We start from the raw sequence: 18,416 nt of genomic DNA on the forward strand, positions 1-18,416 counted from the left end.
GCCTCCCGTCGCTCCGCCCCCGCGCGCGGCGCACCCGTGCGGCGCCCGGCCCGGGACCATCGTCCCTGCCCGAGATGTCCGGCCGGTTTCGCGGTGGGCCCCGCCGGGGTCAGGTCCGGGGCGGCAGGTGCTGCGGGTCGACGGCCTCCCGGGTGGCGCGCAGGGCCTGCCCGAGGTCGTCGAACCGCAGCTGCCCCACGCGCATGAACAGGAAGTCGACGACGGCGAGCTGCGCCATGCGGCTGGCGAGCGCCGCGGCCCGCAGCGTCGCCTCCCGCGCCGGCGTCCGGAGCACCTCCTGCGCCGTCCCGGCCAGCGGGGAGCGGGGGTCGTTCGTGATCGCGACCGTGCGGGCACCGGCCCGGGCGGCGACCTCCAGCGCACGCACCACGTCGACCGTGCCGCCGCTGAACGAGAACGCGATCGCGGTGGTGCGCTCGTCCGCGAGCGCCGCGTGCGTCATCTGCACGTGCGTGTCGGCGGCCGACAGGCACATCAGGCCGATGCGCTGGAGCTTCTGCGCGAGGTCGGCCGCCGCCAGGCCGGAGGCACCGACGCCGAGGACGACGACGTGGTGGCTCTCCGCGACCGCGTGCGCGACGCGGTCGAGCGCGTCGAGGTCGAGCGAGCGGGCGGTCTCCTCGATGGTCCGGGCCTCGTGGAACGCGACCTTCGCCACCAGCTCCGGCAGGGGGTCGGAGGCGACGATCGTGCCCTCCGCGATGTCGGAGCGCTCGAGCTCGACGGCCCGCCGGGACAGGTCCTGGGCGAGGCGCACCCGCAGGGCAGGCAGACCGGCGAACCCGAGGGTCTTCGCGAGCCGGACGACGGACGCCCGGGAGACCTGCGCGCGCTCGCCGAGCGTGGCCGCGGTGCCGGAGACACCCGCCTCCGGGTCGCGCAGCAGCACCTCGGCCACCCGCGTCTCCGCCGGGCCCAGCCGCGGGAGCGCGGCGCGCAGGGCGTCGAGCACCTCGACCGCGCCGTCCGCCACGTGCCCTCCCGCTGCCTGCGCCCGTCGACGCCCGCGCCAGTCTGGCACAGGCCTCGTGAAACGTTGTTTGACTTCTCACGATCCTGGTGCAACATGGTGCCAGACGACATCGACGAAGGAGTCCCCGTGTCCGACCTGCGCGCCCTCGGCACCGAGAGCCCCCACCCCCGCACCGCACGCCTCGACGCGATGGACGTCGAGGAGCTGCTCGGCGTGATGAACGCGGAGGACCGGCGCGTGCCCGACGCGGTCGCCGCCCAGCTCGGCCCGATCGCCGCGGCCGTCGCGCTCGCCGTGGACTCGCTGTCCTCCGGCGGCCGCCTCGTCTACCTCGGCGCCGGCACGAGCGGGCGGCTCGGGGTCCTCGACGCCGCGGAGTGCCCCCCGACCTTCGGCACCGACCCCGGTCAGGTCGTCGGGCTGCTCGCCGGCGGGCCCGGCGCGATGTTCCGGGCCGTCGAGGGCGCCGAGGACGACGCCGCGCTCGGCGCGCAGGACCTGCGCGACCTCGGGCTCACCGCCCAGGACACGGTCGTGGGCCTCGCCGCATCGGGCCGCACGCCCTACGTGGTCGGCGGCCTCGACCACGCCCGCTCCGTGGGGGCCGGCACCGTGGCGGTCGCCTGCAACCCCGGCTCGGAGGTCGGCCGGCACGCGGACATCGCCATCGAGCTGGACACGGGGCCCGAGGTGCTGACCGGGTCGACACGCCTCAAGGCCGGCACCGCCCAGAAGCTCGTCCTCAACATGATCTCGACCGCTGCGATGGTCGGCACCGGCAAGGTGTACGGCAACCTCATGGTGGACGTCCGGCCGAGCAACGCGAAGCTCCGGCAGCGGGCGGTCCGCATCGTGCGGGACGCCACCGGGTGCGACGACGCCACGGCGCGCGCCGCGCTGGCCGACGCGGGCGACCACGCCAAGACCGCGATCGTCGCCCTGCTCTGCGGCACCGACGCCGCCACCGCCCGGGACCGGCTGACCGCCGCGCACGGCTTCGTGCGCGCCGCACTGCCGTCCGACCTGCCCGCCCCGCACTGACCGGAGGAACCACCGTGGACTACGCGAAGCTCAGCGACGACCTCGTGCCGCTCGTCGGCGGCCTGGACAACGTCGAGTCGTTCACGAACTGCATGACGCGCCTGCGGCTGGACGTCGCCGACCAGGACGCCGTGGACGCCGTCGCGATCCGCGCCCTGGACGGCGTCGTCGGCGTGGTCGAGGGCCCGCAGCTCCAGGTCGTCGTCGGGCCGGGCCACGCCCAGCGGCTGCGCGACGCGTTCGCCGAGCGCGCCGCGCGGGAGGACGACGCGTCCGCGGTCCCGGCCGCCGTCGGCGCACCGGCGACCGCGACCGCCGGGGAGCCGACCGAGGAGCAGCCCGCCGGTCAGGGGGCCGGCGGGCACCCCGGCGCACCGGACGCCGCGTCCGACCTGCGCACTCTCGAGGCCGAGAACAAGTCGAAGGTGAAGGCCCGCCAGACCACGGGCGTCCACGCCGTGTTCCGGCACATCGGCACCATCTTCATCCCGATCATCCCGGGCTTCATCGCCTGCGGGCTCATCATCGCGATCACGAACATCTGGAAGGTCGCGGCACCCGACGTCGTCGGCAACCCGTGGTTCCTGGCGTTCGCCGGCCTCGGGACCATCGTCGTCGGCGCCCTGCACCTGCTGGTCGGGTACAACACCGCGCAGGAGTTCGGCGGCACGCCGGTGCTCGGGCTCATCGCCGGCGCGGTGTCGTACATGCCCGCGCTCGCCGGCATCCCCGCGGGGACCGCCCCCGACGGCACCGCGACGCCCGCGCAGCCCCTCACGATCCCCGTGTTCGGCGAGCTCAGCCCCGCGCTCGGCGGCGTCATCGGCGTGATCGTCACCGCGTGGCTGTTCACCGTCATCGAGCGCCAGGTCCGCCGGCGCGTGCCCGCGGCGGTCGACCTGTTCGTCGTCCCCGTGGTGACCGTGGTCGTCGGCGCGGTGCTGTGCGTGCTGGTCGTCATGCCGTTGTCCGCGCTGCTCATGCAGGGCATCAACTGGCTGCTCATCGACTTCGCGCTCGAGCAGGGCGGGATCGTCGGCGGGTACCTGCTGGCGTCGCTGTTCCTGCCGCTCGTCATGCTGGGCGTGCACCAGGGCCTCACGCCGCTGCACGCCCAGCTCATCGCCGACCACGGCTACACCGAGCTGCTCCCGGTCCTGGCGATGGCGGGCGCCGGCGAGGTCGGGATGGCCGTCGCGATCTACGTCAAGACCAGCAGCGCCCGGCTCAAGGGCATCATCCGTGCGGCGCTGCCCATCGGCGTCCTCGGCGTCGGCGAGCCGCTGATCTACGGCGTCTCCCTGCCGCTGTTCTACCCGCTCATCACCGCGTGCCTCGGCGGCGGGTTCGGCGGCGCGTTCGTGGCGTTCGGGATGCAGGTCAGCGACGGGTTCGGGGCCGGCGCGCTGGGGCTGTCCGGCGTGCTCATGACCGCCGTCATCACGAACGGGCAGTGGCTCTGGTACGTGGGCGGGTTGGTGGTCTCCTACGTGATGGGCTTCGTGCTGACCTACCTGTTCGGATTCAAGGAGCACATGGTCCAGCGGCTCGGCTGAGCCCCGGCCGGGACGTCTCCCCGCACCGCACCACCGAGAGAGGACGCCGCCGTGCTCCGGTCGCTCTACCCCACCGACGCCCCCGACGTGCAGCGGCAGGTCGTCGCGCAGGCGGTGCGGCACGCCGCGCGCCCGGGCGGCACCGGCCTGGTGTTCACGTCGCTGCACCTCCCCGAGGACGACCGCCTGGTCGAGCACGGGGAGCTGCTGCGCCGCCTGCACGCCGGGCACGGCCTGACGTTCTGCGGGGACGTGTCGCCGCTGACGCTCGAGCGGCTGGGCGGCGGCGAGGGCGCTCTGGACCGGCTGCGGGACTGGGGCGTCACGGTGCTCCGGATCGACTTCGGGTTCGACGTCGAGGAGATCCGGCGGATCGCCGAGCGCACCGGCGCGCGCATCGCCGTGAACGCGAGCACCGTGCAGGCCGCGGAGCTGGACGCGCTCGCCGGGCTGCCGCTGGCCGGCTGGCACAACTACTACCCGCGGCCCGAGACCGGCCTGTCGACGGCGACGTACCGGGCGCAGGACGCCCTGTTCACCGCCCGCGACCTGCCGCTGTACGCGTTCGTCCCCGGCGAGGTGACGTTCCGGGCCCCGCTCGGCCTCGGGCTGCCGACACTGGAGGAGCAGCGGCACCGCACCGTCTGGCGCAACTACCTGCAGCTGCGCCGGCTCAGCCCCGGCAGCACCCTCGTGTGCGCGGAGGGCGTGGTGCAGGACGACCACCTGGCCTGGATCGAGCGGCACGAGGACACCGGCGAGGTCACGGTGCCGCTGAGCGGGGTGGACCCCGCCGCGCGGTTCCTGCTCGACCGGCCGTGGCGGCTGCGCGTCGACAGCGGGGAGGTCGCCTTCCGGCTGGAGGGCACCCGTGGGGAGCGCACGCCGTCGCACCTCCGCAACGGGGACACCCGCGCGCGGGGCAGCCTGCAGATGGACCTCCCGGGCGCCGGGCGCTACCAGGGGGAGGTCTCCCTCGTGCGGGCAGACCGGCCGCTGCACCCGTGGCAGGCGCGCGTCGCCGACGTCGCCCCGCCGTACGTGGGGGTCGTCGACGAGCTGCGCCCGGGCGACACGGTGCGGTTCGTGCCGGACGCCGCCGCGGGGGCCGCGGGGACCGGGGCCGCGGGGACCGGGACCGCGGCGGTCAGCGGCCGGGCGGGCTGACCGCCGGCGCCTCGTCCGGCGCCCGTGGAACCTGCTCCCCCGGGACCTCGGCCGCGCCGGCCTCCGCCTTGTCGACCCCCGCCGCGCCGACCCCCGCCGCGCCGACCCCCGCCTTGTCGACCCCCGCCTTGTCGACCAGGCGGGCGAGCACGCCGCGCGGGTCCGTGACGTGGGCGCCCCGGGCCCTCGCCGCCGCGAGGGGGACCGCGCCGGACGCGACGCCGAGCAGCAGCGCGACGGGGCCCTCGGCGACGGCGGCCGGCTCCGCCGTCGGCCCGGGCAGCACGCGGGTCCCCTCCGGGCCGGTCGCGAGCACCACCTCGACGCCGTCGCCGCGCAGCACCACCACCTCCGGCCGCGGGGACGTCCGCGAGGCCAGGAGCGCCTCGACGGCGAGGCCGAGCCACTGGGGCCGGACGGCGTCGCCGGGCCGGGGGCCGGGTGCCAGCAGCGGGGCACCCCACCGTACGAGCCCGAGCACCGGCTCGCGCAGGGCGCGCCCCCGGTCGGTGAGCGCGTAGGTGACGGCCTTGCGGCCGGGCTCCTGGGATCGGGCGACGACGCCGGCGGCGACGAGGTCCCGCAGGCGGTCCGCGAGCAGGTTGCTGGGCACCCCGGGCAGCGCCGCGCGCAGCTCGCTGTGCCGGCGGTCGGCGACGAGCAGCTCTCGCACGACCAGGAGGCTCCAGCGGTCGCCGACGACGTCGAGCGCGCGGGCCAGCCCGCAGAACTGGTGGTAGTCGGACACCCTTGCGCTCCTCCGTCACGGGACTCTACGGTTCATTTTATCAACCGTAGCGCGTCCTGGTCCGCCGAGGAGGCACCGTGTCGCAGCCCGAGATCCCCACTCCGCCCTGGCTCGACGTCGCCGGGTACCCGTTCCGGCGGACAGTGCACGACATCGCCGGGCACCGCATCCACACCGTCGACCACGGCGACGGCCCGACGCTGCTCCTGCTGCACGGCAACCCCACCTGGTCCTACGCGTGGCGCGGCGTGGTCGCGCGCCTCGGCCACCGGTTCCGCTGCGTCGCCCCCGACCTGCCGGGCTTCGGGCTCTCGCAGGCGCCGGCCGGGTTCGACGGGCGCCCGGCGTCGATCGCGACGGTGCTGGAGGGCCTCGTCGAGCGACTCGACCTGCGGGACGTGGTGCTGGTCGCGCAGGACTGGGGCGGGCCCGTGGGACTGCGGGTCGCGCAGCGGGTGCCGCACCGGTTCCGCGGGCTCGCGCTCGGCAACACCTGGGCGTGGCCCGTGACCGGGGACCGGCACTTCGAGCGCTTCTCGGCGCTCGTGGGCGGGCCGGTGGGACAGGCGCTCGCGCGGCGCGCGAACCTCGTCGTGCGCGTCATGGTGCCCCTCGGCCACCGGCTGCGGCGGCCCTCCGCCACGGAGATGCGGCAGTACCGGTCCGTGCTCGCCACGCCGGAGCGCCGCGCCGCCACCTCCGGGCTCGCCCGGGAGATCACGGGGAGCTCCGCCTTCCTGGCCGAGGTCGAGCAGGGGCTGCCCGCGCTGCGGCACCTGCCCGCCCTGCTGCTGTGGGCGGACCGGGACATCGCGTTCCGCGGCGCCGAGCTCGAGCGCTGGCAGCGTGAGCTTCCCGGCGCGACCGTCGTCCCGCTCCCCGGCGCCGGGCACCTGCTCCAGTCCGACGCGCCGGCCGCGTTCGCCGACGCGCTCGCCGCTTGGCACGGCGCCACCCTCTCCGCGCGGGACCCGCGATGACGGCGGACGCGGCGGCTGCCTTCGACGCGCTCGCCGCGGCCCTCGCCCCGCTGGGCGTGCGGCGGGGCCGGATGATGGGCCACCCGGTGCTCTCCGTCGAGAAGCGGATGATCGCCTGCCTGGACGACGGCGTGCTCGGCGTGCGGCTCGGGAGCGGCTCGCCGGCGCACACCGCCACGCTGGGTCGTCCCGGCGCCGCGGTGTTCAGCCCGGGCGGACGGGGGCGGGCGTTCCGGGACTGGGTCGGGCTGCCGCTGGCGGCGGTGGACCACTGGGAGGAGGCCACGCTCGAGGCGCTGCGCGCGGTCCGGGACCGGTGACGCGGGCGCGCCGCGTCACCGGCTCAGGCGGCGGCGACCACGCGCCGCCGCGGCACGACCAGGCGCTCGACACCGGCCGCCGCGCGCAGGAGCACCAGCAGGACGACCGCGGCCGCCCCCAGGTACGCGGGGCGGGTGAGCCACCAGTCCCACGTCCACGGCACCGGCAGCTCCCGCCCGACGGCCAGCAGCACCACGCCGGCGACGGCGAACACGGCCGACAGGTGCCACAGGTACAACCCCATCGACCGCGGACCGACCCAGCGCACCACCCGCGACCGGCCCGCCCACCGGGCGACCGGCTCCCGCAGCAGCAGCGCGCCCGCCACCTGCGCGACCGCGAACCCGACGACCGGGGCGGTCGGCGGCGCGAGGTTCGACACCGCCTCCCCCGGCAGCCCGATCATCGACGACGGGTAGGGCCCGACGGCGATGAGCGCGACCGCGGCAGCGAGGCCACCGGCGGCCAGCAGAGCGAGCACGGGACGTTCCGCCCGGGCGGCCGGAGGGGCGGGCCGCAGCCGGCGCCCCGCGTGGACCAGGCCCGCGACGAACGGCACCGTCCACACCAGCAGCAGGTTCGGCCAGCCGGACACCGGCAGCTCGTCCGAGAACCGCAGCAGGTCCACCACCAGCGGCAACGCGGCCGCCACGACCAGGACCCGCCACGCGCCCCACCGCCGCAGCGTGGCGACCAGGGTGGGGGCCAGCGCGAGCAGGGCGAGCTGCACCCCGACGAACCACAACGGCTGGGGGACGATCCGCGCCACGCGGTCCACCGCCGCCTCCGGCACGCCGACCCGCGGCAGGACCGCGACGAGGCCGGCCCACACCGCGACCAGCACCGCCACCGGCGGAGCCATCCGCAGCAGGCGCACGCCGGCGAACCGCAGGCCCGGCACCGCGGGACCGCGCTCCAGGTCGTACCGGGCCGCCGCGCCGGCCGCGAAGAACAGCAGCGGGAGCGGCTGCAGCCACGTCAGCAGCCAGGCCGGGCCGTGGCCCAGGGCGTTGCCCACCTCGAGCGTCCCGCCGTCCCACACGGCCTCGAGCATCAGCCAGTGCAGCGCCACCACCACGAGGATGCCGACCGCCCGCACCGCGTCGACGAAGCCGTCACGTCCGCGACGGCGCGCACCCGCCGGCACCGCTGGGGTGAGGACGTTCGTCTCGCCGGCGGCGGCGCCGACCAGGGGCCGGCTCCGGGTGAGGCTCCCGTCCCGGCGGAGGGCGCCGTGCGGCAGGTCCCGCGACGGAGGACCGGCCGGCGCGGGCGCGGTGGTCGGACGGGACGGCAGGACGGTCGACATGGCAGCGCTCCCGGGGCAACCGCGCAGCGGGCGCGGACGCCCGGCTGTCGGGCGCACCACCAGCCTGGCGAGCGGAGCCGCAGGTCAGAACGGGTCCGTCCCCCGGGGACGGCGCACCTTGTCCCCCGGCCGGAGCGGGGGTTGTCCCCCGCCCCGATCCCTTCCGGTCAGGCGGGCGGCTGGGGCCCCGGGGTGCGCCCGGGGGCGTCCGAGGGGTCGACGGGGGCAGGCGTCTCCGGCGTGGCCGCGGTCGGCCCGGCGGCCGGCGGTGCGTACGCCGGAGCGCCCCAGCCCTCCGACGGAGCGGCCGAACCGGGGTGCGCGTCGGACGACGGCGCGGTTCCCGTCGGAGCGGCGGACGGCTGACCCGGGTGCACCGGAGCCGGCTGGCCGCCGGACGGCTGACCGGGCTGCGCCGGGTACCCCGCGGGTGGGTAGGCGGCGCCCGCGCCGGGGTACGCCGGGGCGCCGGGGTACACCGAGGCGCCGGAGTACACCGGGGCGCCGGGGTACACCGAGGCGCCGGGGTACACCGGGGAGCCGGGGTAGGCACCCGGACCGGGAGATGTACCGGGGCCGGGAGGGACCGGGGCACCGGCGTAGGCACCGGGGTACGCGCTGGGACCGGACTGCCCCTCCGGTCCGCCGTACGGCGACGGCGGCGCCGGCCGCGCGGCAGGGCCGGGCACCTGCCCGCGCTGCAGAGCGCCGACGACGAACCCACCGGCCGCCATCGCGGCCCCGAGCGCCGTGAGCACGGAGGAGGCCACCACGGCGAACCGGTACGTCCACCCGATGCCGTATCCGAAGCCGTGACCGAACAGGATCGTCTGGGTCGCGAGCTCGCCGAGGGCGCCGAGCGCGAGGACGCCGACCCCCGTCCAGAGGAGCTGCGTCGCTGTCATCCGAGGCACCCCCCGACGCTATCCCCACCCGTCCCACCCGTCCGCGGTTCGCGCCCCTCCCGCGCCACCCCGTTCGGAGGCTCCCACCGCGCTCGGAGGTGTCTGCGCGTCATCGTGGTGCTCCGCGGACCACCACGATCACCCGTCGGAGCCTCCGACGGGTGCGAGGTCCGAGCCCGATCCGCTCGACGCTCCGCGATCCACTCACGCTCCGTTCGGAGGCTCCCACCGCGCTCGGAGGTGTCCGCGCGTCATCGTGGTGCCCCGCGGACCACCACGATCACCCGTCGGAGCCTCCGACGGGTGCAAGGGGGTGCGGGAGGAGGGGGTGCACGGGGTGCACGGAGTGCGGGAGGGGGTGCGGGAGGGGGTGCGGGAGGAGGGGGTCAGGGGGTCAGGTGGAGGTGGCGGAGGACGGCCAGGACGCGGCGGTGGTCGCCGGCGTCGGGGGCCAGGCCGAGCTTGCCGAAGATCGACGTGACGTGCTTCTCGACGGCACCGTAGGACAGCACGAGGGCGTCGGCGATCGCGCCGTTGGACCGGCCCTGCGCCATGAGGGCGAGCACCTCCTGCTCGCGGGGTGTCAGCCGTGCGATGCCCGGGTCGACGCGGGCGGCGCCCATGAGCTGGCTGACGACCTCGGGGTCGAGGACGGTGCGCCCGGCGGCGATGCGCTCGAGGGCGTCGAGGAACTCCCCCACGTCCGCGACCCGGTCCTTGAGCAGGTAGCCGACGCCGCGGGCGTCCCCGCCGAACAGCTGGGCCGCATACCGCGTCTCGACGTACTGCGAGAACAGCAGCACGCCGACCCCGGGGTGCGCGCCGCGCAGCGCGAGGGCGGCCCGCAGCCCCTCGTCGGTGAACCCCGGGGGCATCCGGACGTCGACCACCGCGACGTCGGGCGCCCCGCCGGAGGCGGCGAGCAGCGCGACCTCCCGCACCAGGGCGTCGCCGTCGCCGACGGCCGCGAGCACCTCGTGGCCCCGGCGGGTCAGCAGCGCGGCGAGGCCGTCGCGCAGGATCACGGAGTCCTCGGCGATCACGACCCGCACGACGCCCCCTCCCTGGTCCGCGGCGGGACGAGGGCGCGGGCCGTCATGGGGTCACGCTCAGCGGCAGGTGCACGGTGACCACCGTAGGCCCGCCGGCGGGGCTGTCGACGTCCACCGACCCGTCCACCGTCGCGACCCGGTCGGACAGGCCCGCCAGCCCGGAACCGCCGGAGGCACCGGGCAGCGCGAACCGCGCCCCGCCGCAGCCGTCGTCGCGCACCCGCACCCGCAGCGCGCCGTCGACGACGTCGGCGCGGACGGAGGCGGCGGTGGCACCGGAGTGCCGCACGACGTTCGTCAGCAGCTCCGCGACGGCGAAGTACGCGATGGTCTCGACCTCGGGCGCGGGGCGGCCGGGGAGGTCGACCTCGACCGCGACGGGCACCGGGCACCGGGAGGCGAGCGTCGCCAGCGCGACCGCGAGCCCGTCGTCGAGCGCCGGCGGGTGGATGCCGCGGGCGATGTCCCGGAGCTCGACGAGGGTGTCCTTGAGGGCACCGTGCGCCTCGTCGAGCAGTCCGAGCGCCTCAGCGCCGTCGGGGTCCGCGCCGGCACCCGCCAGCCGCTCGCGGGCGTCCCCGATCTGCATCGCGACGGCGACGAGCCGCGCCTGCGTGCCGTCGTGCAGGTCCCGCTCGATGCGGCGCAGCCGGGCGTCGGCGTCCGTGACGGCGGCCCCGCGGCTCTGCTCGAGGAACTGCACCCGGAGGCTCGCGGCGCTCGGCCCGAGAAGCGCGGCGCTGAGCAGCCGGAACAGGTGCCCGAACGCGAGCGTCATCCGGTGCCACACCAGCAGCGCCACGAGCCCGATCGCGATGAGGATCCACTGCCGCAGCGGAGTGTCGACGAAGTAGCCGTCGGCCAGCTGGGCCCCGCGGTGCATCCGGCCGTCCGGGCCCTCCTGGGCGGGGAGCCAGCGGTACCAGAACCAGTGCGTGGTGCCTCCGAGCGCGATCGCGAGGAACGCCACGGAGACGCTGAACGACACGACGGCGAGCGGCAGGGACAGGGCACCGAAGGCCAGCGCACGCCACCCCGCACCGTCGCCGAGCAGCGCGCCCGCACGGCGCCAGAAGCCGCGCACCCTGCGGCGGGGCAGCGGTGGCGCCACCGCGACGCCGAGCATCCCCCGGGCCATCCCCCGGTAGAGCCCGCCCCACGCGCGGCCCGCGACGACGACCCAGCCGGCGACGAACAGCCCGAGCACGGTCACCGCCAGCGACGGCGGCAGCACGACCGCGAGCACCGCGTGCGCGAACGCGAACGGCGCGAGCAGCAGCGCCAGCGCGAGGTACCCCGTCTCGCGCCACGTCCTGGCCATCACCCCCGGGCGCCAGAGCGCGCCTCGGGCGAGCTCGGCGGTGCGGGAGACCGGAGCGGTCGGCTGGCTGGTGGACATCGGTGCGGGTGCTCCTCGTGTGCGGGGCGGGTCGTGCGCCGGGCGGGTCGTGGACCGGCCCGTGCCGGGCCGGTCGCGCCGCCGGCTGGACCGTCGGCGGCGGGGCGCCGTCGACGCCCCATCGTCCCGCGTCGGCCCTCCCGCGCGGCACCCGGTGCGCCCGCCGGTCCCCCCGGGGGTTGTCCCCCGATCGGGGCGCGGGTGCACCCGGCGGGCGACCCGCCCAGGTCACAACCCCATAACGATCCAAGAATCGGTAAAGTCGCAGGTCAGCACACATGCGTCCGACGCCGGTCGTCCCAGGATCCACCGGATGAGCACGTCCTCGCCTCGACTCCGCCGCCGACATGGGGCACGGTGGAGCACGACCAGATCGACGATCGGTCGGTGCGTGACGCCCTCACCGGGGTCCCCGCAGCGCCCCTCACCGGGCCGCCGCAGCGGGGCCCGTGGAGCGCCGCCGCCGCGCAGCCCCCGCACCTGCCGGGGACCCGCGCGGCCACCGGCCGCCGACGTGCCCGCTCCGCCCCCCGGAGCGTGCCCGCCCGGGCTCACGAGGCCCGCCGAGGCGGGGTGCGCGTCATGAGAGACGAGGTGGATGTGTGACCGGACTGCGCGTCGAGGGCGTGTACAAGGTGTTCGGGCGACGACCCGGCGAGGCCGTGAAGCGGCTGAGGGACGGTGCGTCCCGCGACGACGTGCGCCCCTGGGGCACGGCGGCGGTGATCGACGCCGACCTGGAGATCCGGGCCGGCGAGACGTTCGTCGTCATGGGCCTGTCGGGCTCCGGCAAGTCGACGCTGATCCGCATGCTGAACGGGCTGCTGAAGCCCACAGCGGGCCGCGTGCTGCTGGACGACGACGACCTGGGCGCCGTCAGCCCGGCCCAGCTCCGCAGCATCCGGCAGCGCAAGGTGAGCATGGTGTTCCAGCACTTCGCGCTGCTGCCCCACCGCACGGTGCGGGACAACGCCGCGTACCCGCTCGCGCTCCAGGGTGTGGACCGGGAGCAGAGCCGTGCCCGCGCCGACGAGGCGCTGGCGATGGTCGGCCTGGACCAGTGGGGCGACTCGCTCCCCCACGAGCTGTCGGGCGGCATGCGGCAGCGCGTCGGCCTGGCGCGCGCCCTGGCCGCCGACACCGACGTGCTGCTCATGGACGAAGCGTTCTCCGCCCTGGACCCGCTGATCCGCCGTGAGATGCAGGACCAGCTCCTGGAGCTGCAGCAGTCGCTCGGCAAGACGATCGTGTTCATCACCCACGACCTCAACGAGGCCATGTACCTGGGCGACCGCATCGCGATGATGCGCGACGGCCGGGTCGTGCAGGTCGGCACGAGCGAGCAGATCCTGTCCGCGCCGGCCGACGACTACGTCGCGCAGTTCATCGCCGACGTGGACCGCACCCGGGTGCTCACCGCCTCGTCGGTGATGCGGCGCCCGGCCGCCGTGGCGTTCGCCGCCGGCGGCCCCCGCCTCGCGCTGCGGACGATGCGCGACGCGCAGGTCGCCGCGGCGTACGTGGTGGACCGGTCCCGCGTGCTGCACGGCATCGTGCGCGACGCCGACGCGGTGGAGGCGACCCGCGCGGGCCGCGAGACGCTCGACGGCGTGATCGACACGAGCCTCACGTCGGTCTCGGTCGACACGCCGCTGGCCGAGGTGTTCGCCCCCGCGGCCGAGTCGCCGCTGCCCGTGCCGGTCACCGACGACAAGGGCCGCCTGGTCGGGGTGATCCCCCGGGCGACCCTGCTCGAGGCGATGGTCCCGGCCGACACCGGCACCCCGCCCCGGGGCACGCCGACCGCCGACCAGCGCCAGGCGGCGCCGGGGGCCGCCCCTGACGAGACAGGCGGCTCCCCCGAGGCGCCCGCCGACGCCACCACCGCCGCCCCCTCCGCGGGCCGCCACGACGAGGAGGTGACCGCGTGAGCGCCGCGACCGTCGCCCTGGACACCACGGGCACCGGCATGCCGCGACTGCCGCTCGGCGAGGCCGTCGAGACCGCCATCGACTGGGTGACCACCACGTTCGACGCGGTGTTCGCCGCGATCAAGACGGTGTTCGAGGGCGCCTACGACGGTCTCGACACCGCGCTGAGCGGCCCGCCGTTCTGGTTCATCGCGGTGGCGCTCGCCCTGGTGGCGCTGTTCGCGAAGGGCTGGAAGCTCGCCGTCGGGACCCTGGTCGGCCTCGTCGTCGTGGCGGGCGTCGACCAGTGGGGCAACGCCATGGACACCCTCGCGCTCGTGCTGCTGGCCTCCGTGGTCGCGCTGGTGATCGCCGTGCCGCTCGGCATCTGGGCGGCGCGGGACGACCGGGTCTCGCGCACCGTGCGACCGGTGCTGGACTTCATGCAGACCATGCCGGCGTTCGTCTACCTGATCCCGACGGTCGTCATCTTCCGCGTCGGGGTCGTCCCGGGCATCGTCGCCACCGTGATCTTCGCGATGGCCCCGGGCGTCCGGTTCACCGAGCTCGGTCTGCGGCAGGTCGACCGCGAGGTCGTCGAGGCCGGGCACGCCTTCGGGTCCACCGAGGGCCGCATCCTCCGGCAGATCCAGCTCCCGCTGGCGATGCCGACCATCATGGCCGGCGTCAACCAGGTGATCATGCTCGCCCTGTCGATGGTGGTCATCTCCGGCATGGCCGGCGCACCGGGTCTCGGCCGCGACGTCGTCCAGGCGCTGCAGCGCGTCAACGTGTCGCTCGGCTTCGAGGCCGGCCTGTCGGTCGTGATCCTCGCGATCTTCCTGGACCGCGTCACCTCGGCGCTCGGCACCCGGTCCCGCACGGCCCGGGCCGTCGCGGCCGCCGCGCGGGCCTGACCGTCCCGCTCCACCTCCGCACCACCCCCGCGGGGCCCCCGCCCCGCACCTGCCCGACCCCCGACCGGGTGCCGGCTGACTGCCGCGCACCCACGAAAGGATGCCCATGCGCACCCGCACCCGCCGTTCCGCCCTCGCCGCCTCGGCGCTCGCGCTCGGCCTCGCCCTGACCGCCTGCGCCTCCGACAGCGGCTCGGGCTCCGCGTCCGACGACGAGAACCGCCTCGACAACGGCGACCTGCCCGAGGTCTCGATCGGCGTCCACTCCGGCTGGGACGAGGGCATCGCCGTGTCCGCCCTGTTCCAGACGATGCTCGAGGAGGACGGCTACACCGTCGAGTCCCAGGAGGCCGACGCCGGCGTCGTGTACACCGGCATGGCCGGCGGCGACTTCGACGTCAACTTCGACATGTGGCTGCCGACCACGCACGCCGACTACCTCGAGAAGTACGGCGACGACCTGGAGCAGCTCGGCGTCTGGTACGACGACGCCCGCCTCACCATCGCGGTGAACGAGGACTCCCCGATCACGTCGCTCGACGAGCTGGCGGAGAACGCGGACGTCGTCGGCAACCGGATCGTCGGCATCGAGTCGGGCGCCGGCCTGACCCGCATCACCCAGGACGAGGTCATCCCGACGTACGGCCTCGAGGACATGGAGTTCGTCGTGTCGTCGACTCCGGCGATGCTCGCCGAGCTCAAGGGCGCCACCGCGGCCGGCGACGACATCGCCGTGACCCTGTGGCGGCCGCACTGGGCGTACGACGCCTACCCGGTGCGCGACCTCGAGGACCCCGAGGGCGCGCTGGGTGACGCCGAGGAGATCCACACGGTGGGCCGGACCGGCTTCTCGGAGGACTACCCGACGCTGACCAAGCTCATCGAGGCGTTCACGCTGACCGACGAGCAGCTGTTCTCGCTCGAGAACCTCATGTTCAACGAGGACGGCGGCAGCGACCCGGCGGCGTCCGCGGCGCAGTGGCTCGAGGACAACCCGGACTTCGTGACGGACCTCAAGGAGGCGGCCGGCGTCTGAGCCGACCGCTCCCCACGACGGAGCCCCCCGCGCACGAGCTGCGCGGGGGGCTCCGTGGTGTCCGGGCCGGCGGGCGGTGCCGGAGCCGTCAGCGCACCGCGCCCGGCTCTCCCATCAGCCGCGCCGCCATCCGCTCCCACTCCTGCACCAGGTCGAGCCCCTCGGGGTCGCGCAGCCACCGCAGCTGCACGCCGTCCATGGCGGCGAGCACCTCCCGGGCGAGCACCCGCGGGTCGTCGGCGGTGCCGTCGGCGACGGCCGCGGCGGCGAACAGGTCGAGCGCCCACTGCTCGCGCGCGAGGAAGTAGTCGTGCGCGGGGTGGGCCGGGTCGAGGGACTCCCCGTTGAGCACGGTGTACAGCCGCACGATCTCGGGCTGCTGGGCGTTGCGCTCGACGAGGGCCGCGCAGAGGTCCCGCAGGCCGACCGCGGCGTCCTGGCCGGAGTCGAAGACGTCGGCGTCGACCCCGAGCAGCTCGGCGAGCCGGGCCAGGTCGACGGCGTCGCGGTACTCGAGCACCGCGACGAGCAGCTGCTCCTTCGACCCGACGTGGTGGAGCACGCCGCCCTCGGTGATCCCGCAGGCCAGGGCCACGTCGCGCAGCGTCAGCCCCCAGAACCCGCGCTCGGCGATGAGGCCGGCGGAGACGGTGAGGATCTGCGTCAGGCGGTCCGACGCGCTCATCCGCGAGCGGGTGGTGCGCGGCGAGTACGCGCTGGCGGTGGGGCTCTGCGGCACCTGGTCTCCTCGGTCGTGCTGCCTCGCCCATTGTGGCAGAGACGACTCCCGCGCTACCGTACTGAATACTGAATGAGCACTCAGTAACAGGACTGGGCGCCCCTCGACGACGAGTGGAGACTCATGAGCACCACCCCGTTCCAGCGCGCCACCGCCGCGGTCGCGGCCGGCACCCCCGCCGAGGCGGAGGCCGCGCACCTCTACGAGGCCCTGACCGACGACGAGCGCCTCGACCTCCTCGACGGCGACACGCCGTTCTGGCAGGGCATGTACTCGTTCGTCACCGACGGCTACAACGTCGAGCCGTACGTGATGGGCGCGGTCCCCCGGCTCGGCGTCCCCGGCATCCGGTTCGTCGACGGCCCGCGCGGGTGCGTCGTCGGGCAGGCCACGGCGTTCCCGGTCTCGATGGCGCGCGGCGCCACCTGGGACGTCGACCTCGAGGAGCAGGTCGGCGAGGCGATCGGCGCCGAGCTGCGCGCCCTCGGCGGCAACTTCTTCGGCGGCGTCTGCATCAACCTCCCCCGCCACCCCGCGTGGGGACGCGCCCAGGAGACGTACTCCGACCAGCCGGCGCTGCTCGGCGAGATGGGCGCGGCCCTGACCCGGGGCGTCCAGCGGCACGCCATGGCCTGCGTCAAGCACTACGCGCTCAACTCGATGGAGAACGCCCGGTTCTCGGTCGACGTGACCGCCGACGACGTGACGCTGCACGAGGACTTCCTGCCGCACTTCCGGCGGGTGGTCGACGAGGGCGTCGCCGCCGTGATGAGCTCGTACAACTCCGTGAACGGCACGTGGGCCGGGCAGAACGAGCACCTGCTCACCACTGTCCTGCGGGAGGAGTGGGGCTTCACCGGCACCGTCATCACGGACTTCATCTGGGGCATGCGCGACGGCACCGCCGCCCTGCGCGCCGGGCTCGACGTCGAGGCGCCGTTCCGCCAGCAGCGCGGCGCGCACCTGCGGGCGGCGCTCGACGCCGGCACCGCCTCCTGGGCGGACGTCCGCCGCGCCGGGCACCGGATCCTCGCCACGCAGCTGCGGTACTACGCCGGGCGGGTCGAGGCGGAGCCCACGACCGACGTCGTCGCGTCAGCGCCGCACCGGGCGCTCGCCCGGGACGCGGCCCGCCGCGCGATGGTGCTGCTGCGCAACGAGGACGTCGCCGGCTCCCCCGCGCTGCCCCTCGACCCCGCGGCGCTGCGGTCGCTGGCGGTCGTCGGCCGGCTCGCCGACCGCGCCAGCACGGGCGACAACGGCTCGTCCGACGTCCGCGCCCCGTCCGTCGTCACCCCCCTCGAGGGCATCACCGCGGCGCTGCCGGGCGTCGACGTCCGGCACGCGCCGGGCAGCGACCCCGAGGCGGCCGCGCGGACCGCCGCCGGCGCGGACGCCGCGGTCGTCGTCGTCGGGTTCACCGCGGAGGACGAGGGCGAGTTCGTCGACGGCTCGCTCGCGACCCGGGGGGAGCTCGTCGCGCTGTACCCGGACCCCGAGGGCCCGCAGGAGACGGCGTGGCAGGACCACGTCATGACGGCGATGGGCAGCGGCCTCAGCGTCGTCGGCGCCGGCGCCGCCGGGGGCGACCGCCGCGACCTGCACCTGCGCCCCGAGGACGTCGCCGTGATCCGGGCGGTCGCCTCGGCCAACCCGCGCACGGTCGTCGTCGTGGTGACGGCGGGCGCCGTGCTCATGGAGGAGTGGCACGACCAGGTGCCCGGTGTCCTGCTCTCCTGGTACTGCGGCATGGAGGGCGGCCACGCGCTCGCCGACGTCCTCACCGGCGCCCACAACCCGTCGGGCCGGCTGCCGTACGCGATCCCGGCCGACGCCGCGCACCTGCCCGAGCTCGACATCGACGCGACGGCCATCACGTACGACCGCTGGTTCGGGCAGCGCCTGCTGCAGCACCGCGGCGTCGACGCCCTGTACCCGCTCGGCTCGGGCCTGTCGTACACGACGTGGACGACGGACGCGCTCGCCGTCGGCGAGGTGGACCCGGTCGGCCGGCGCCTGCGCGGCACCGCGACGGTCACCAACGCCGGCGACCGGGACGGCCGCCACGTGGTCCAGGTCTACGGCACGCGGCTGGACGGCGACCGAGCCGGCCAGCGCGAGCTGCTCGGCTTCGCGACCGTGGAGGTCCGCGCGGGCGGCTCCGCGGCCGTGCCGCTGGACGTCGACCTGACGCCGCTCGCCCGCTGGGACGCCGGCACGGCCCGGACCATGCTCCCGGCCGGCGACGTCCGCATCGAGGCCGGCGCGCGCTGGGGCGACCCCGGCGCCGCCACGGCGGTCGTCACCCTCTGACGCCCCCACCACCAGGCACCGGACCGGTG

At 75.9% G+C, this 18,416-nt stretch carries 15 protein-coding genes; 9 read left to right on the top strand and 6 right to left on the bottom strand.

Annotated features, from left to right (window positions below; translation table 11 throughout):
- Positions 1–109 precede the first annotated feature (109 nt).
- On the bottom strand, positions 110–994 hold the full coding sequence (locus K5O09_RS13045; protein WP_222169942.1) for a MurR/RpiR family transcriptional regulator: 885 nt from the start codon (positions 992–994) through the stop codon (positions 110–112).
- A 126-nt stretch (positions 995–1,120) separates the two neighbouring features.
- On the opposite strand from K5O09_RS13045, the gene murQ reads away from it, so the two are divergent.
- The 3 genes from murQ to K5O09_RS13060 are packed head-to-tail and all read left to right on the top strand — an operon-like array spanning position 1,121 to position 4,758.
- A complete protein-coding gene (gene murQ / locus K5O09_RS13050; protein WP_255595411.1) occupies positions 1,121–2,035 on the top strand; it encodes an N-acetylmuramic acid 6-phosphate etherase in 915 nt (304 codons plus the stop codon).
- A 14-nt stretch (positions 2,036–2,049) separates the two neighbouring features.
- Positions 2,050–3,591: a PTS transporter subunit EIIC gene (locus K5O09_RS13055; protein ID WP_222169944.1), complete on the top strand. Its 1,542-nt coding sequence runs from the start codon at positions 2,050–2,052 to the stop codon at positions 3,589–3,591.
- A gap of 51 nt (positions 3,592–3,642) precedes the next feature.
- Positions 3,643–4,758: a MupG family TIM beta-alpha barrel fold protein gene (locus K5O09_RS13060; RefSeq protein WP_222169945.1), complete on the top strand. Its 1,116-nt coding sequence runs from the start codon at positions 3,643–3,645 to the stop codon at positions 4,756–4,758.
- On the opposite strand, the gene K5O09_RS13065 is transcribed toward K5O09_RS13060, so the two are convergent.
- Positions 4,739–5,506, bottom strand: a complete 768-nt coding sequence (locus tag K5O09_RS13065) for a helix-turn-helix domain-containing protein (protein WP_222169946.1) — start codon at positions 5,504–5,506, stop codon at positions 4,739–4,741. The two genes, K5O09_RS13060 and K5O09_RS13065, sit on opposite strands and share 20 nt — an antisense overlap.
- Before the next feature lie 77 nt (positions 5,507–5,583).
- On the opposite strand from K5O09_RS13065, the gene K5O09_RS13070 reads away from it, so the two are divergent.
- Together K5O09_RS13070 and K5O09_RS13075 are read left to right on the top strand one after the other, a co-directional pair.
- Positions 5,584–6,486 (top strand): alpha/beta fold hydrolase, encoded by a 903-nt coding sequence (locus tag K5O09_RS13070; protein ID WP_255595413.1) that lies wholly within the window; start codon positions 5,584–5,586, stop codon positions 6,484–6,486.
- The gene (locus tag K5O09_RS13075; RefSeq protein WP_222169947.1) at positions 6,483–6,806 is read left to right on the top strand and encodes a hypothetical protein; all 324 of its coding nucleotides are present in this window, start codon (positions 6,483–6,485) and stop codon (positions 6,804–6,806) included. Before K5O09_RS13070 ends, K5O09_RS13075 begins: the two co-directional genes overlap by 4 nt.
- 23 nt (positions 6,807–6,829) lie before the next feature.
- Here the strand turns inward: K5O09_RS13075 and K5O09_RS13080 are convergent, their stop codons facing one another.
- From K5O09_RS13080 to K5O09_RS13090, 3 genes are all read right to left on the bottom strand, one after another.
- On the bottom strand, positions 6,830–8,116 hold the full coding sequence (locus tag K5O09_RS13080) for an acyltransferase family protein (protein WP_222169948.1): 1,287 nt from the start codon (positions 8,114–8,116) through the stop codon (positions 6,830–6,832).
- Between the two features lie 1,291 nt (positions 8,117–9,407).
- Positions 9,408–10,073 carry a response regulator transcription factor gene (locus tag K5O09_RS13085; protein ID WP_222169949.1) on the bottom strand — a complete coding sequence of 222 codons (666 nt, stop codon included), beginning with the start codon at positions 10,071–10,073 and terminating at the stop codon, positions 9,408–9,410.
- A gap of 43 nt (positions 10,074–10,116) precedes the next feature.
- The gene (locus K5O09_RS13090; protein WP_255595416.1) at positions 10,117–11,472 is read right to left on the bottom strand and encodes a sensor histidine kinase; all 1,356 of its coding nucleotides are present in this window, start codon (positions 11,470–11,472) and stop codon (positions 10,117–10,119) included.
- 602 nt (positions 11,473–12,074) lie between these two features.
- On the opposite strand from K5O09_RS13090, the gene K5O09_RS13095 reads away from it, so the two are divergent.
- From K5O09_RS13095 to K5O09_RS13105, 3 genes are all read left to right on the top strand, one after another.
- The gene (locus K5O09_RS13095) at positions 12,075–13,403 is read left to right on the top strand and encodes a glycine betaine/L-proline ABC transporter ATP-binding protein (protein ID WP_222169950.1); all 1,329 of its coding nucleotides are present in this window, start codon (positions 12,075–12,077) and stop codon (positions 13,401–13,403) included.
- 38 nt (positions 13,404–13,441) lie between these two features.
- Entirely contained in the window at positions 13,442–14,299 is an 858-nt protein-coding gene (locus K5O09_RS13100) for a proline/glycine betaine ABC transporter permease (protein ID WP_222172789.1), read from the top strand.
- A 106-nt stretch (positions 14,300–14,405) separates the two neighbouring features.
- Positions 14,406–15,335 carry a glycine betaine ABC transporter substrate-binding protein gene (locus tag K5O09_RS13105; RefSeq protein ID WP_222169951.1) on the top strand — a complete coding sequence of 310 codons (930 nt, stop codon included), beginning with the start codon at positions 14,406–14,408 and terminating at the stop codon, positions 15,333–15,335.
- A gap of 88 nt (positions 15,336–15,423) precedes the next feature.
- Here K5O09_RS13105 and K5O09_RS13110 read toward each other — a convergent pair whose 3' ends face one another.
- Positions 15,424–16,074: a TetR/AcrR family transcriptional regulator gene (locus K5O09_RS13110; protein WP_222169952.1), complete on the bottom strand. Its 651-nt coding sequence runs from the start codon at positions 16,072–16,074 to the stop codon at positions 15,424–15,426.
- A gap of 123 nt (positions 16,075–16,197) precedes the next feature.
- Between K5O09_RS13110 and K5O09_RS13115 the strand changes: the two genes are divergently transcribed.
- Positions 16,198–18,387, top strand: a complete 2,190-nt coding sequence (locus K5O09_RS13115; protein WP_222169953.1) for a beta-glucosidase — start codon at positions 16,198–16,200, stop codon at positions 18,385–18,387.
- The last annotated feature ends 29 nt before the right edge of the window (positions 18,388–18,416 follow it).

Origin of the sequence: Cellulomonas sp. C5510 (genome assembly GCF_019797765.1) — a bacterium.
Classification (GTDB): domain Bacteria; phylum Actinomycetota; class Actinomycetes; order Actinomycetales; family Cellulomonadaceae; genus Cellulomonas.

What these genes read in the sequence shown, in the direction of transcription:
- K5O09_RS13075 (WP_222169947.1), top strand. Translation starts at nt 6,483, where the DNA reads ATGACGGCGGACGCGGCGGCTGCCTTCGACGCGCTCGCCGCGGCCCTC.
- K5O09_RS13105 (WP_222169951.1), top strand. Translation starts at nt 14,406, where the DNA reads ATGCGCACCCGCACCCGCCGTTCCGCCCTCGCCGCCTCGGCGCTCGCG.
- K5O09_RS13080 (WP_222169948.1), bottom strand. Translation starts at nt 8,116, where the DNA reads ATGTCGACCGTCCTGCCGTCCCGTCCGACCACCGCGCCCGCGCCGGCC.
- K5O09_RS13115 (WP_222169953.1), top strand. Translation starts at nt 16,198, where the DNA reads ATGAGCACCACCCCGTTCCAGCGCGCCACCGCCGCGGTCGCGGCCGGC.
- K5O09_RS13100 (WP_222172789.1), top strand. Translation starts at nt 13,442, where the DNA reads ATGCCGCGACTGCCGCTCGGCGAGGCCGTCGAGACCGCCATCGACTGG.
- K5O09_RS13090 (WP_255595416.1), bottom strand. Translation starts at nt 11,472, where the DNA reads ATGTCCACCAGCCAGCCGACCGCTCCGGTCTCCCGCACCGCCGAGCTC.